The following is a 13,972-nucleotide window of genomic DNA, read 5'->3' as shown; positions in this document are numbered from 1 at the left end:
TTGCTTATGGCTAAGACTATTTTTAGAGGCTTTGAGGTAAACAAAAACAATAGCGATGTAGTATTTTTGCAGCTTAATAAAACTTTTCAAGAAGAACCTGAAGAAATTATTGAAGAAGAAGTTCCGGTTTATGAAGGTCCTACTGTTGAAGATTTAAAAAAAGAAGCTGAAGATTTTAAACTTGAATGGGAAAAGCAAAAAGAAAAAATGCTTTCCGATGCTAAAACTGAAGCCGATAAAATTATTGAAGGTGCGCAAAACGCTGCCTTTGATGAAGTAAAAAGACAGACAGATGAAGCTCAAGTTATTGCTCAAAATGCAAAAAAAGATGCTGAGGATATTATAGCCGAAGCCGAGCAAAAAGCCAGAGATATAATAGCCGATTCCGAAAAAAACAAAGATGCTGTAAATCAAGGTGCATATAAGGAAGGTTTTAACCGCGGCCGTGAAGAAGGTTTCAAGGAAGGAAATCTTGAAGTGCAGCGCCTAACTGATCGTCTTCACACAATAATAAATAAGGCTATGGATAGGCGTCAAGAAATTCTTTCGGAAACTGAGCAGCAAATAGTGGATCTTGTTCTTCTGATGACAAGAAAGGTTGTCAAGGTTATTTCCGAAAATCAGAGAAATGTTGTAGTGTCCAACGTTGTTCATGCTTTGCGTAAAGTAAAGGGCAGGGGAGACGTGGTTATACGCGTTAATCTTGCTGATGTTAAAATGACTACAGAGCACATCCAAAACTTTATATCTGCTGCAGAAAATATTAAAAATATTACGGTAGTTGAAGATTCTACTGTTGATCAAGGCGGATGTATAATTGAAACCGATTTTGGAGCAGTGGATGCACGCATAGCAAGTCAGCTTAACGAACTTGAACAAAAGATTTTGGAAATATCTCCCATTAAGACAAAGATAAAAACCGGAAATATTTAAGGTGCCGATATGGTAGATCTGTTTGATAAATATACCGATGCTGTCTCAGAAACCGATCCGATAAAATTTACGGGACGTGTTGTCCGTGTTCATGATAAATTAATTGAAAGTGAAGGACCTGTTGCTTCCGTAGGAGAGCTTTGCCAAATTATTACGGATGATAATCCTGATGGATTAAAGGCTGAGGTTGTAGGTTTAAACGGAACTATCGTTCAGCTGATGAGCTATACCGATGTTCAAGGTGTAAAAATAGGCGACCTCGTTATTGCAAGCGGAGAAATTCTATCCGTTCCGGTTGGAAATGTTTTACTGGGTCGTGTTGTAGATGCCTTATGTAAATCTGCTGACGGTAAACCTGAACCTTATTCGGCTAAAAGATATCCTGTCGTAGCTCCTCCTCCCGATGCTATGACCCGTAAACCTATAAGACAAAGAATTGTTACCGGCATCCGTGCTATCGATAGTCTTTTGGCTGTGGGACGCGGACAACGTCTTGGTATTTTCGCCGGTACGGGAATCGGAAAATCTACCTTGCTTGGAATGATAGCCAGAAACACAAATGCCGATGTAAATGTTATAGCTCTTATAGGAGAGCGCGGACGTGAAGTTTTAGATTTTATTGAGCATGATCTGGGGCCTGAAGGTTTAAAACATTCGGTAATTGTAAGTGCAACCTCAGATCAAAGTGCTCTTGCAAGAATAAGAGGGGCATATACTGCTACGGCAATTGCAGAATATTTTAGAGATCAAGGAAAAGATGTTATGCTTCTTTTTGATTCCGTAACACGCTTTGCTATGGCACAAAGAGAAATAGGACTTGCCATAGGAGAGCCTCCTGCAACTCGCGGATATACTCCAAGTGTTTTTAGTTCCCTTCCTAAATTGCTTGAAAGAAGCGGTACCTCCGAAAAAGGTTCCATTACAGGATTTTATACCGTACTAGTAGAAGGCGATGATATGAATGAGCCGATTTCGGATGCCGTTCGAGGTATTTTAGACGGTCATATTGTATTGGATAGAAATCTTGCTGAGAGAGGACAATATCCAGCCGTTAATGTTTTAAAAAGTATTTCCAGATTATCCAACAGAGTATCGGGACCGAACACAAAGAATGCATCAAAACGAATGCGTACATTATTAAAAGATTATACCGAATCCGAAGATATGATAAATCTCGGAGCTTATCAAAAAGGAAGCAGTGCAGCAATCGATGATGCTATAGAACATTATCCGCGTATTTATGATTTTTTAACTCAAGAGGTAGATGATCCTGCAAAACTGAAAGATACATTACAAAAACTTTCGGATATTACGGGTATTGATATTCCTCCGGAGGAATTTGATGAAGCAGGATTAGGTGTTGGGGCTATAAAAAAATATGCTCAAAGTTCTGAAGCCTCTGCATTATATAAACCTGAGCGAGAGGTTGAGTAATGAAAAGGTTTGAGTTTCGGCTTGAAAAACTTTTGAACTTACGCGAATTTTATGAACATCAGTCGGAAATTGAGTTAGCACAGGCTATTGCTCATAAAGATTACATTGATATTCAATTACAACAAATTGCTAAGTTAAAAGTAAAAACAGGTACCGAATTTAATCCTGAGTCCGATAAAATTGATATAACCGATCTTCATAATGCCCAAAATTATATTATACTTTTAGATAAAAAAAAGGATGACTTATTAGAAAAATTGGTTATTGCAGAACAAATTATTGAAGAAAAAAGAAAAATTTACATTGAGGCTGCATCAAAACGCAAAGTAATTTCAAAACTAAAAGAAAAAAAACGAAAAGTATGGGAAAAAGAAAATATAAAAGCAGAAGAAAACTATATCGATGATATTGTTACTTATAAATTCGGTCAAAATAAAATAATTTTAGCTGAGTGCTATAATTAATCAAGGATGAGAACATGTTAAGTGTTTTTTTAGAAATAATATATGAAAGACAATTACGTAAAATTAATTTAAAAATCCTTACCGATTTTATTAACTTAATAAAAGAAGAAGCTTTATCAAACGGAGCGGAAATTATACAGGAACAAGGTAGCTTTTATTTTTTATTTAAAAAAAAATCGATTGCTTATGCTTTTTCTACTGCCAGATTTTTATATAATGTAAATAAAATATTAATTTCATATAAAAATAAAATTTCCGAAGTAAGATGTATTGCTGACTATTATGAAAAAGAAGTTTCAAATGATGTTTTATTTGAATTTTTATCCTTGTATAAAAAAAGATTAATACCTGAGATGGGCATTTTTGCTTCAAAAGAGGCTTCCGATAAACTTTCAAAATATATTGATTTTAATGAAACGGATGCTTCCGTTTTATTATGTAATGCATTTAATTTTTTTGAAAATATTAATTTAACTTCTAATAAAAATGCTGAGGAGAATGCTTCTATAATATTGCATCGGAATGATAATTATTTTTGGGCTATATATAATTTTATTTTGGCTAATCCTTTGGATAATGATTGTTTAAAAGCCATGAGTGCTGAAGATAGAGTTTCTTTTTTAGCTACAAAGAATGTTTACATTTATCTAAAAAAACATAGATTTTCTAAAGATATGCCGCAATATTTTGTTGATGCTTTTTTGACAAATGCTGCAATCTTCTTTAAATATTACATAAAAAAACAAAATGCCGGGATATCTATAAAAGTTTTAATAGATAATCTTGATGATAAAAAGAATTTGGAAGAAGCAGAAAAAATATATGCAGTTTCTAAATATATGGAAATAGAGGCATTAGATTCTTCCTTGCCTTCAATATATAATATTCCTGATGATTTATTACAGTTGATATATATTATTCTTGTTTCAAGTAAATATTTTTTCTACGATGAGATTAGTGATTTTTTAGTTTCATTGAATAAAAGCAAAGCTTTTTTTGATGATGTTTATGCTTGGATGTATTCAATGGGTATTATTTTAGTCGAGAATAATATCTATGCCGTGCCTTATGGTTTACCTGAAATTATTGAAAGACGTATCAATCTTAGCAAGAATATGGCAGATTCAAATATAACTGAATATTTATGGGCTAAATATAAAAAGGGAATTTTAAATGCAAATTCCGATACCGAAAAAATATTTGATTCTTTAAATTTTAAATGTAAGCCCGACTTTTTACTTGCTTCAATATTTCATAATTATTCCGACTCTTCTATTGAAGGTTTAGACCTAAAAAAATATAAAAACGAAATTTTTTATAATGCATTAAAATATTATCAAAATTCTATTATTGCAAACATAGATGATAGTACTACAAAATCCTATGCATATCTAAAAACTGCAATCGGCTTTTTTCAAGAAAATAAATTGGAATCAGGAGAGTATAGAGCTTTTTCTTTGCTTGCTTTCTTTAATTTAATGCAAAATAAAATATCCGATGCTATTACTTATTTTTCTTATGCTCTTGATAATGCCGAGCATTCTCATGATACATCTTTTATCTGTGATGCATTATTTAATATTAGTGTTGTTTATTTTTTGCAAAATAACTTAAAACAATCTATAACCTTTTTAGACCGTTTAGCAGCTGCCGTTAATGAATATTTTGAACTGGATTGGAAAATTCCATATCTTTTTATGAAAGGACGTGTTTATTTACAAATAGGAGAATTCAATAAGGCTGTAGAAAATTTCAAGACAGCATCGGATTTTGCTGATTTATATTTTGATAAAATAGAACCGTTATGCAAATCTTGGTATGGCCGTTCTTTAATTTATATGGGGCAAATAAAAAACGGTCAAGAACTTTTAATGAAATGTATAGATTATACTGATGATGCTTTATTGTTTTTGCTTGAGTCTTTTTTATTCTATCCTGTTTTAAATAATGACTTTGAAAAAATGGATTTGGATATATCTTCTATTTATAGTGCATATAATAATTCCGGCTTAACGGATTTTATAAACTTAAAATCAGGTTTCAGTATTGCTGAAGATCTGATCTGGTCAAACATATATAACATGTCTATTGGGAAAAAGATGTTTGATGCTTTTTATAATTATTATAATTGTAAAATTAACTTTTCAAAGATGTATGATATCGAAGAATGCAAGATTTTTTTATCAAATCTGGAAGCATCGGCTGTTGAGTCCCTGTATCAAAATGATCCTTATTCATCTTTATATATGTATCTGTGTTATGATTTATCCGTTAAGTTATATGGAGAAAGTTCTTCTCAAACTATTGCCTATCTAAGCAAGGCTTTTAAGTCAATGCAAAAAAATGTATTGGCGATAGGTGAAAACGATATACGTGACAAGTATATGCAAAATAATTTATGGAACTCAAAACTTTTTAGGATTGCAAAAAATCAAAAACTTATTTAATCTTGGAATATTTATGAAACGTTTTATATCCGCTTTTTTTTATTGTTTTTTTATTTATACGGCTCTTTTTAGTGATGATGAAAGTATCAAAGCTTATATTTCGGAAATGAGTATAGAAGACAAGGCTTCTCAAGTTTTGATGATGAGTATTGAAGGGAAAAAAGCTTTTCCTTCTTATTTAAGCTCTTATTTTGATTCTTATACACCCGGTGCTTTTATTTTATTCGGATATAATTTTTCGGATACTCCTGAAGCTTGCGCTTTTTATATAAAATCTATTAAGCAATCTATACAAAATTTGTCTAAATCAAAAACATTTGTACCGCCTTTTTTTGCATCCGACTTTGAAGGCGGGCGTGTTTATCGAATCAGAAAAATAGGATCGCCCCTGCCTTCACCTAGAGAGGTAGCAGAAACATTAACGGAAGAAGAAGCTGTAGCTCTATATACTCATACAGCAGAGCAAATACACCTATTGGGTATACATTTAAACTTAGCTCCGATTGTTGAAAAAGAAAGATCCAAAGATTCCGGTTTTTTAGATGATCGTATTTTTTCTAATGATGAAGATATTTTAGTAAAATATGCCGATGCTTTTATCTCCGGAATGAAAAGAGGCGGGGTGTTTCCTACCGTTAAACACTTTCCCGGAAATGCGGAAACAGATCCGCATCTTTCAAAGAGCATTATCAATGTTAATGAAGATATTTTTTATAAGGATTTTATTGCTCCCTTTAGTCGAATTCTTTATGGTACTGATGAAGCCGTGTTAATTTCACATGCTGAATTTTCTTTTATAGATAAAAAACCTTTTTGTTTTTCAAAAAAGGGAATAGAAAAATTTTTGCGTACTGAATTAAAATTTACAGGTTTAATTATTACCGATGATATGGCAATGAAGGCTCTCAAAATGGATGGACGCACTACAGTAGATAATGTGCTTTTAGCTCTTGAGGCCGGTTGTGATATGGTTATGTGTTCCGAACCTAAGTTTAAAGAGCTTGTAGAAGCAATTTCAAAAAAAATGAAAAACGAGTCCGATTTTCTTACAAGAATTGATGATGCGGTATTTAATATTTTAAAAACAAAAATAAAAATGGGTATTATTGATGAATCATTTAAGCCTATCGAAAAATATAAATTCAATAAAGAAAAGTTTTATAAGTCGAAAAAAGCTGCGCAAGATATTTTAAAAAAATCAAATGAACTTAAATAATAATTTTTTCGACAAATATATTTTTTAAAATCATCGTAGAACAGGATATTTTATTCCCGTCTATTATTATCTCGGCTAACCCGCTTTCTTCATTTTTGTTTTGAAGTATAATCTTTGAATTTAATTTTAAATTTATTTTTTTATAATATTCAAATTGAGCATCCGAGCCTATGAGTCTTGATATCGAATATTCTATTCCGTATTTTACTTTATCTAAACTTGAATCTATACATGTATATTCTTTTTGATTTTTTCTAGGTATTATTGCCCCATGTGGATCTCTTTTAGGATGTTCTAAATATTTGTCTATTTTATCTATTAAAAGATCTGAGACTGCATGTTCTAAATTCTCTGCCTCATTATGAATATTTTTTCCGTCCATTTTAAGTGTCTGAAATAAAAAGGTTTCAATTAATCTGTGTCTCCTTAAAATATTCAGGCCATGCTTTTTACCTTTTTCGGTTAAGCTGCATCCTATCCGGTTTTGATATTCTATGTATCCTTCTTTTTCAAGTTTCTTTGCCATTGATGTTGCCGTACCGGGAGTAACATGTAATAGTTTTGCAAGTTCACCGGTGGTAATTTTTTCTTTATCAGTTTCCGATAAAAATTTGACGATAGCTTTTAAATAATTTTCGGTTGTAATTTGCGAGATTTTCACTCTTCCTCCTAAAAATTTATTTCACTTAAATATTTGTTATTGATTTTTCTGCCTCATTTCTTCCTAATGGAGATAAAAGAAGTAAACCGTTTTCTTTTTTTATATATCCCAGCCGTTTTGCTGCAATTACTACTGCATGGGCCTTTTTTTCCGTCCAGTTAATATGTTCACATAAATGTTCTTCTCTACACTCACTGATCATATTTTCTTCACCTTGATGGTGCAGAAGATGAACAATGAGCATTTTGACGGCAAAATCTATTTTTAGATTTTTTTGTTCGGCCCTTCGTTTTACCAATCCGTCTTTTGGTGAGAATAGGTAAGCAAGTAAAAAAAAGATGCCTGTCATTGCAGCCATTGAGCCCGATATACTTCCATCTATTTTTACTGCAAGATAAAAGCCGCTTATCGATGATGCCGAAGCAATAAAAACTGAAAGTATTATCATATAAAAAAGACTGTTTGTTAATAATAGGGCTGCAGCGGCAGGTGCAATCATCAAGGCTGTAACTAAAACAGCTCCAACCGAATCAAATGCTCCCACGCAGGTAAGGCTTACTGCAAACATTAGACTATAATGCATAATTGAGGGTGAAAAGCCCAATGATTTTGCTAAGTTAGGATCAAATGTTGTCAGTTTTAATTCTTTAAAAAACAATATGATAAAAACTAAATCGAATAAAAGAATACAGATCATTTGAATCAAGCTTTTTGGTAGCGAAATCGCAAAAAAACTTATACGGTCAAATGGTGCAAAGGCTAATTCACCCAATAAAACCGAATCCGTATCCAAATGAACATTTCCTGCATAGAGTGAAACCAAGATAACCCCAAGGCTGAATAAAAATGGAAAAACAAGCCCTATGGCTGCATCGCTTTTTATAAGTTTTGTCTTTTGCAAGACTTCGGTAAAGATAACCGAGACCATTCCGGCTATAACGGCTCCTATCAATGGTATGCTTGAAGATAAGGTTTTACTTATAAAAAATCCTAATACGATTCCTATTATGATAGAATGGCTTATTGCATCACCCATCAAAGACATTCTTCTTAAGACTAGAAATACTCCGCAGAGAGCACATGATGCAGAGACAATAATTGCAATTAATATTATTTCCATATTCATAAAACTATCTCCTTTTTATATTTATTCGTGCGGAGGGTTTAATACCCCGACTCTCTGCGTCGGGGTTGTTGATTTCTTTTCGTAATTTAGTTTTTGTATAAAACTTTTTTATATTTGATTGAATAATTCCTCTGTGAGGGCTAAATAAAATGGAAATCAATGTAAAACATGTTAAAAAACAAACTATTACAGGGCCTGTAGGCATTTTTGAAACCTGAGAAGAAATTGCAGCTCCGCCCATTCCGGATGCTGCTCCAAAAAAAGCAGATAGGAGACACATTATGTTCAGTCTATCCGTCCATTGTCTTGCTGCGGCAGCAGGTGCAAGCAAAAGAGCGCTCATTAAAATTACACCTACCGACTGTATTCCTATAACTATTGTAATTACGATTAAAGCCGTTAAAATTAATTCCGGTATTCTAGGTGAAAAACCTATTGATTGCGAAAATCCCGGATCAAATGTAGATAGTTTTAGTTCTTTCCATAATAGCGCAATGATTATAAGGACAAATGCTTCGACTATAAAAATGATTATCACATCTTGTTGTGTTATGGTTGCCGCTTGCCCAAAGATAAATTTGTCAAGACCGCTTTTTCCGGCTCCCGGTAATTTTTGAACATAGGTTAAAAGTAAAAAGCCTAGGCCTAAAAATACGCCCAACACAATACCTTGAGCTGCATCTGTGTCTACTTTTGAGTTATGTACGATGTTGTTTATAAAAAATGTTCCTATAAGCCCCGTAAGACCTGCACCAAGTAAAAGAGGCAGTGTCATTTTAGAACCTGTAAGCAAAAATGCTATTACGACTCCGGGGAGGGCAGCGTGTGCAACCGCATCTCCAAGCAAACTTTGTTTTCGTAAGACGGCAAAGCTTCCTACCACACCTGAGCCTATGCCTAAAAGCATCGTTCCCAAAAAAACATTTCTCAAAGTATAATCGGCAAAAAAATTTATTATTCCACTCATTTTTTTTCAGAATTATAGGCTATTCTGCCTCCATAAGTTTTGCGTAAGTTTTCTTCTGTAAAAACTTCTTCAATACTTCCCTCAGCTATTAATCTTATATTCAATAAGAGTACCCGATCAAAGTAATCCTTTACGGTTTGAAGATCGTGATGGACTACCAAAAGAGTCTTTCCATTTTCCTTTAGTTCTTTTAAAAGTTTTACAATAGCCTGTTCGGTAGCTGCATCAACTCCTTGAAATGGTTCATCCATAAAATAAAGATCCGCATTTTGAACGAGTGCCCTTGCCAAAAAAACTCTTTGCTGTTGGCCGCCTGAAAGTTCGCTTATCTGACGTTTTGCAAATTCAAGCATTCCTACCTTTTCCAAGGCTGACATAGCTTCTTTTTTTTCATTTTGCCCCGGTCTTTTTATCCATCCTAAATTTCCGTATGAACCCATTAAAACAACATCAAAGACCGTTGTAGGAAAATCCCAATCTACCGAACTTCTTTGCGGTACGTAGGCTATTCTTTTTCTTTGAGATTTATATGATTTTCCAAATATTTTTATTTCTCCCGATGCTATAGGAAGAATACCCATCATTGCTTTAAGAAGGGTGGATTTTCCGGCTCCATTGGGGCCGACTACAGCCTCCATTGCTCCTTGGGGTACGCATACATCTATGTCCCATAGCACAGGCTTTTCGCGGTAAGCCAATGTAAGGTCTTCAACACAAAAAGCCGGAATTAAGTTTTCTTTTGAATGTTCTGAACCTGTATTCATAAAATCATCCTTTTAGAATAAATCTTTTATTTTTTTAAGGCATCTATTATCGTGTTTATATTATGAGTGAGCATTCCTATATATGTTCCTTCGAAGCTTCCCTCATCCCCCATAGCATCCGAAAAAAGTTCTCCGCCTATCGAAACATCATAGCCTCTTGCTTTTACGGCCTCCTGCAAGGCCTTTACATTTTTTTCGGGAACCGAGCTTTCAACGAAGATGGCCGGAAGTTTTCTTTTTGTAATAAAGTCTGCAAGCTCCTGCACGTCCTTTGCTCCTGCTTCGCTTACAGTACTTATGCCTTGCAGCCCCCTGACTTCAAAGCCGTAGGCTTTGCTGAAATAATTGAAGGCATCATGGGCCGTAACTAAAACCCTTTTTTCTTGCGGAATTTCGGAAGCTCTCTTTTTAATAAACTCATCAAGCTCGTTAAGTCTTGCAAGATAGAATTCATAATTTTCTTTAAAGATTTCTTTTTTTTGCGGAGCAAATTCCGCTAAGGTTTTATATACCGATTCTGTTGCATATTTCCATAGCTTTACATCAAACCAAACATGGGGATCGAATTCGGATTCCTCAAAGGGTAATAAATATTCATTGGGAATGTTTTCAGCAACTGCTACAGTTTTGCGGGTAGAAGATATTTTTTGCAAAACTTCTCCCATCTTTGCTTCAAGATGAAGCCCGCTGTAAAAAATAATATCGGCTTTTTGAAGCTTTTCCATGTCTCCTGCACTCGCCCTGTAAAGGTGTGGATCTACTCCCGCACCCATAAGAGCTTGCACATTAACTTCATTTCCGCCGACAACCTTTGCTATGTCGGCAACCATGCCTATTGTTGCAGTAACCTTTATCTTACCTGAATCCTTGGCTTCATTCGTTGTTTCTGTTTTAGAACATGAAAAAAATACCGAACTTAATATGGTAAGCCCTGTTAAATATAAGGCTGTTAATTTTTTTGTCATTTTAAATCTCCTATTTTGATGTATCAAAATTATGATTATAATGTATCAAAATATAAAAAAAATGTCAAGCTGAATCCCATTGACAAAGTTTTATAAAACAAGCAAAATAAGGTTTATGAGACTTTATATTTATTCTTCATTTTTTATGAAAAAGAAATTACTTGTATTTTTGTTTATTATTTCTGTTCTATCACTTTTTGCCGATTTTACGTTTGATCTTAATCTTCAGCCGTATAAAAATGCGGAATTTTTTGCTGACGGACTTAAAGTTGAATCTAAACTTATATCTTCCGATAAGACCTTGGGGCATTTGAGTTTTACTTTAAAAGATAGGACAACTTCCCTTGTGATAAAAAAAGAAGGCTTCCGTACTCATACTTTGAATTTAACATCGATAGAAAATAAAAAAGCCTTTGTTGTTCTATCTCCAATAAATTCAAAATACGATGTTATTAAAGTTTTTCCCACAGGAAAAAAACCTAAGAGCGTTACCTTCGTAAACGATAAAGCTGTTGCTGTAGATCTTCTTGACGGCTCAGGATTTGATTTGATAGATATAGAAACCGGAGAGACGAAGCGAATTTCTCCTCCAAAAGAATATGCCGAAAAATTCGGTTTTGTAGAATCTCTTGTTCTAAAACATAAAAACGAATTATGGGTCAGCCAAATGCCTACGGCCTCAATTCATATATTTGATCTTACATCTTTTGAGTATAAAAGAACTATACAATCTACAGGTACATGGAGCAAGGTAATGGCTTATAATGCCGGCCTTGATAAGGTCTATTTGAGTAACTGGACCTCACAGGACATAAGCGTTATCGATCCTTCTTCTTATAAAGAAGAAAAAAAGATAAAAACTAAGGCTGTTCCTAGAGGTATGGCATTTTCTCAAGACGGAAAATTTATCTACTGCGCACAATTTGAAGACTCGGCCGGTAATTCTCAATGTAAACTTATAAAAAAATCTTTAGCCGATTATAAAACCGTTTACGAGGGCGGGATAAAGGGTGCAAAGAGGCACATCGTTACCGACTATGAGCGTAAGCTAATCTATGTTTCGGATATGAAAAATGATATTGTTGAAGTTTATTCTACGGATAAGGATGAGCTTGTTGCAAGTATCAATGTATTTTTTAATCCGAATACTATTCAGCTTTCACCTGATAAAAGACTTCTCTATGTTTCATGCAGAGGCCCGAATAACCCCGATAAAGGATATTTGTACAAAGGTTATGTTTTCGGCCGTCTTGATATAATCGACACAAAAACATTTACCCGTATTGAAAGCATTGAAGCCGGAAATCAGCCTACAGGCTTGGATGTTTCTCCCGACGGGGAAAAAATAGTCCTATCAGATTTTTTGGATAATAGAATACGGGTGTATGAAGTTAAGCCTTAAACTACTTGAAACATATCTTTTTTAAGTTTAGAATACGATAATAAGAAGGAGCTGATGTTTAATTTTGATAAAAAAACTGAATATGAAAATTTTCTCGAACTTTTAAAAAAATCTGATTCTTTGAACTGTTTAAATTTATCCGGTTTGGAATTTGAAGGTTTAGACTTTTCAAAAAAATCTTTTACCGGATGTAGTTTTTCAAACAGCAAATTTAAAAACTGTAATTGCAGTAATCTGCGTCTTAGAATGTGTTTTTTTGATTTTTGTGAAATAGAGTCTTGTAATTTTCAAAATTCCGATATTCAGTTTTCTTCATTCGGCGGAGCAAAAATTATCCGCACGGATTTTAAAAATTCCGAGCTTCTGCAAAATAATTTTAACGGGATCAGGGCGGAAGAAGTATTTTTTAACGATTCGGATTTGTATAGTTCTCGTTTTATGTTTTCGTTTTTAAAAAACGTTTATTTTCAAAACTGCAATCTTAAAAAGACCTTGTTTTTACATTCGAAAGAAGATGCTGTTTCTTATAAGTCATCCAATACCCGTGAAGCTGTTTTTACGGAAGGAGATGAATTTGTATGAAAGTTTATCTTCATTTTTCGTCTCAGCTTTTTGCAAACACCTATCTTATCGGAAATGAAATTACAAAAGAAGCTGTTATCATTGACCCTGCAAAGATAACGGAAAAGATGATACATCAAATTGAAAAAAACGAATTTAATCTTAAAGCCGTTTTATTGACTCATAATCTTGAGCATCCGTATGAAGCGGGACTCAATACGATTTTAAAAATCTACAATCCAAAGGTTTATGCCGGAAGTTGTTTTTCTGAAAATATAATAATAAATACACTGCGAGGAGACGGGACTATAGATTTAGCCGGTTATCCTGTAAAATATTTTGCAATTCCTGCACACTCGTCATACTCCTACATGTTTCAAATTGAAAATGTGGTGTTTACCGGAACCTCATTATCTGCAGGAATGATCGGTAAAACTTCAAATATGTATGCAGAGCGGACACTGCGCAATATTTTAAAAACAAAGCTTATGGGGTTTGGGGATAATCTTATTATTATGCCTTTTTACGGTCCTCCTTCTTCCATAGGGGTAGAGCGTAAATTCAATGCTTCGTTTTTTCAAGATTTTGAAAGTAAACCTTTTTAACTATGACGGAAACTTATCTTTTTTTACCAAATAATTTAATGGCTGTTCTCTATGAGGAGCAAAAGTTGATTCAAAGTCTTGTGTCTTTTCCTTTTCGTAAGACAATTCCTCTTTTTAAAACAAAGAAAAAATTTGATTCCATTACAATTTATCCGCCGATTTTGTCAGGCTCTCTAATTATACGGCCTTGTAATTCTCCCGATTCTTTTGAGACTAACGGAGGCTTTATCTTGGGTGATGCAGGTGCAAAGGCAAAAACAGTATTTTTACAACTTGAAAACTTAAAGCAAAAAACAAACCTGCCTGTTTTTTCAATTTTGAGGTGCCGCAGCTGGTACTACGCCGATGTCGAATTTAAAGAAGAAAAAAGCGGCCTATGCACATGGAAAATTAAAAATAAACTCTGGCAAAAGACCGCTAAATGATT

At 33.8% G+C, this 13,972-nt stretch carries 14 protein-coding genes; 9 read left to right on the top strand and 5 right to left on the bottom strand.

Features of this window, described 5'->3' with window-relative positions:
* Positions 1 to 6 precede the first annotated feature (6 nt).
* The 5 genes from fliH to HO345_RS07330 are packed head-to-tail and all read left to right on the top strand — an operon-like array spanning position 7 to position 6,494.
* The gene (gene fliH, locus HO345_RS07350) at positions 7 to 933 is read left to right on the top strand and encodes a flagellar assembly protein FliH (protein WP_253682283.1); all 927 of its coding nucleotides are present in this window, start codon (positions 7 to 9) and stop codon (positions 931 to 933) included.
* A gap of 9 nt (positions 934 to 942) precedes the next feature.
* Positions 943 to 2,367 carry a flagellar protein export ATPase FliI gene (gene fliI / locus HO345_RS07345; protein WP_010696786.1) on the top strand — a complete coding sequence of 475 codons (1,425 nt, stop codon included), beginning with the start codon at positions 943 to 945 and terminating at the stop codon, positions 2,365 to 2,367.
* A complete protein-coding gene (gene fliJ, locus HO345_RS07340; RefSeq protein ID WP_010696788.1) occupies positions 2,367 to 2,831 on the top strand; it encodes a flagellar export protein FliJ in 465 nt (154 codons plus the stop codon). The genes fliI and fliJ overlap by 1 nt, the downstream gene beginning before the upstream one ends.
* 14 nt (positions 2,832 to 2,845) lie before the next feature.
* The gene (locus tag HO345_RS07335) at positions 2,846 to 5,278 is read left to right on the top strand and encodes a tetratricopeptide repeat protein (protein ID WP_253682282.1); all 2,433 of its coding nucleotides are present in this window, start codon (positions 2,846 to 2,848) and stop codon (positions 5,276 to 5,278) included.
* A gap of 13 nt (positions 5,279 to 5,291) precedes the next feature.
* Entirely contained in the window at positions 5,292 to 6,494 is a 1,203-nt protein-coding gene (locus tag HO345_RS07330; protein ID WP_253682281.1) for a glycoside hydrolase family 3 N-terminal domain-containing protein, read from the top strand.
* Here HO345_RS07330 and HO345_RS07325 read toward each other — a convergent pair.
* Genes HO345_RS07325 through HO345_RS07305 form a run of 5 tightly spaced genes read right to left on the bottom strand, consistent with a single transcriptional unit; the run spans position 6,487 to position 10,977 of the window.
* Positions 6,487 to 7,155: a metal-dependent transcriptional regulator gene (locus HO345_RS07325; RefSeq protein WP_253682280.1), complete on the bottom strand. Its 669-nt coding sequence runs from the start codon at positions 7,153 to 7,155 to the stop codon at positions 6,487 to 6,489. The two genes, HO345_RS07330 and HO345_RS07325, sit on opposite strands and share 8 nt — an antisense overlap.
* A 25-nt stretch (positions 7,156 to 7,180) precedes the next feature.
* Positions 7,181 to 8,281: a metal ABC transporter permease gene (locus HO345_RS07320; RefSeq protein ID WP_253682279.1), complete on the bottom strand. Its 1,101-nt coding sequence runs from the start codon at positions 8,279 to 8,281 to the stop codon at positions 7,181 to 7,183.
* Between the two features lie 4 nt (positions 8,282 to 8,285).
* On the bottom strand, positions 8,286 to 9,248 hold the full coding sequence (locus HO345_RS07315) for an iron chelate uptake ABC transporter family permease subunit (protein ID WP_253682278.1): 963 nt from the start codon (positions 9,246 to 9,248) through the stop codon (positions 8,286 to 8,288).
* A complete protein-coding gene (locus tag HO345_RS07310; RefSeq protein ID WP_253682277.1) occupies positions 9,245 to 10,012 on the bottom strand; it encodes a metal ABC transporter ATP-binding protein in 768 nt (255 codons plus the stop codon). The genes HO345_RS07315 and HO345_RS07310 overlap by 4 nt, the downstream gene beginning before the upstream one ends.
* Before the next feature lie 26 nt (positions 10,013 to 10,038).
* Positions 10,039 to 10,977, bottom strand: a complete 939-nt coding sequence (locus HO345_RS07305; protein WP_253682276.1) for a metal ABC transporter solute-binding protein, Zn/Mn family — start codon at positions 10,975 to 10,977, stop codon at positions 10,039 to 10,041.
* Positions 10,978 to 11,122: 145 nt separating this feature from the next.
* Here HO345_RS07305 and HO345_RS07300 point away from each other — a divergent pair, with 145 nt between their 5' ends.
* From HO345_RS07300 to HO345_RS07285, 4 genes are read left to right on the top strand one after another with little or no spacing between them, the layout of a single operon-like run.
* Positions 11,123 to 12,379, top strand: a complete 1,257-nt coding sequence (locus tag HO345_RS07300) for a beta-propeller fold lactonase family protein (protein WP_253682275.1) — start codon at positions 11,123 to 11,125, stop codon at positions 12,377 to 12,379.
* Positions 12,380 to 12,433: 54 nt separating this feature from the next.
* Entirely contained in the window at positions 12,434 to 12,961 is a 528-nt protein-coding gene (locus HO345_RS07295; RefSeq protein WP_253682274.1) for a pentapeptide repeat-containing protein, read from the top strand.
* Positions 12,958 to 13,545: an MBL fold metallo-hydrolase gene (locus tag HO345_RS07290; RefSeq protein WP_253682273.1), complete on the top strand. Its 588-nt coding sequence runs from the start codon at positions 12,958 to 12,960 to the stop codon at positions 13,543 to 13,545. Before HO345_RS07295 ends, HO345_RS07290 begins: the two co-directional genes overlap by 4 nt.
* 2 nt (positions 13,546 to 13,547) lie before the next feature.
* On the top strand, positions 13,548 to 13,970 hold the full coding sequence (locus tag HO345_RS07285) for a hypothetical protein (protein WP_253682272.1): 423 nt from the start codon (positions 13,548 to 13,550) through the stop codon (positions 13,968 to 13,970).
* The last annotated feature ends 2 nt before the right edge of the window (positions 13,971 to 13,972 follow it).

Origin of the sequence: Treponema denticola (assembly GCF_024181645.1) — a bacterium.
In the GTDB taxonomy this organism is placed as follows: Bacteria; Spirochaetota; Spirochaetia; order Treponematales; family Treponemataceae; genus Treponema_B; species Treponema_B denticola_A.
Note: the sequence above shows the minus strand (reverse complement) of the source record. Positions and strands in the feature narration are given on the sequence as shown.

Bases quoted from the DNA above. Each gene is read 5' to 3' on its own strand.
- fliI (WP_010696786.1), top strand. From the start codon at position 943: ATGGTAGATCTGTTTGATAAATATACCGATGCTGTCTCAGAAACCGAT.
- HO345_RS07310 (WP_253682277.1), bottom strand. From the start codon at position 10,012: ATGAATACAGGTTCAGAACATTCAAAAGAAAACTTAATTCCGGCTTTT.
- HO345_RS07320 (WP_253682279.1), bottom strand. From the start codon at position 8,281: ATGAATATGGAAATAATATTAATTGCAATTATTGTCTCTGCATCATGT.
- HO345_RS07335 (WP_253682282.1), top strand. From the start codon at position 2,846: ATGTTAAGTGTTTTTTTAGAAATAATATATGAAAGACAATTACGTAAA.
- HO345_RS07300 (WP_253682275.1), top strand. From the start codon at position 11,123: ATGAAAAAGAAATTACTTGTATTTTTGTTTATTATTTCTGTTCTATCA.
- HO345_RS07290 (WP_253682273.1), top strand. From the start codon at position 12,958: ATGAAAGTTTATCTTCATTTTTCGTCTCAGCTTTTTGCAAACACCTAT.
- fliH (WP_253682283.1), top strand. From the start codon at position 7: ATGGCTAAGACTATTTTTAGAGGCTTTGAGGTAAACAAAAACAATAGC.
- HO345_RS07285 (WP_253682272.1), top strand. From the start codon at position 13,548: ATGACGGAAACTTATCTTTTTTTACCAAATAATTTAATGGCTGTTCTC.
- HO345_RS07305 (WP_253682276.1), bottom strand. From the start codon at position 10,977: ATGACAAAAAAATTAACAGCCTTATATTTAACAGGGCTTACCATATTA.
- HO345_RS07315 (WP_253682278.1), bottom strand. From the start codon at position 9,248: ATGAGTGGAATAATAAATTTTTTTGCCGATTATACTTTGAGAAATGTT.
- fliJ (WP_010696788.1), top strand. From the start codon at position 2,367: ATGAAAAGGTTTGAGTTTCGGCTTGAAAAACTTTTGAACTTACGCGAA.
- HO345_RS07295 (WP_253682274.1), top strand. From the start codon at position 12,434: ATGTTTAATTTTGATAAAAAAACTGAATATGAAAATTTTCTCGAACTT.
- HO345_RS07330 (WP_253682281.1), top strand. From the start codon at position 5,292: ATGAAACGTTTTATATCCGCTTTTTTTTATTGTTTTTTTATTTATACG.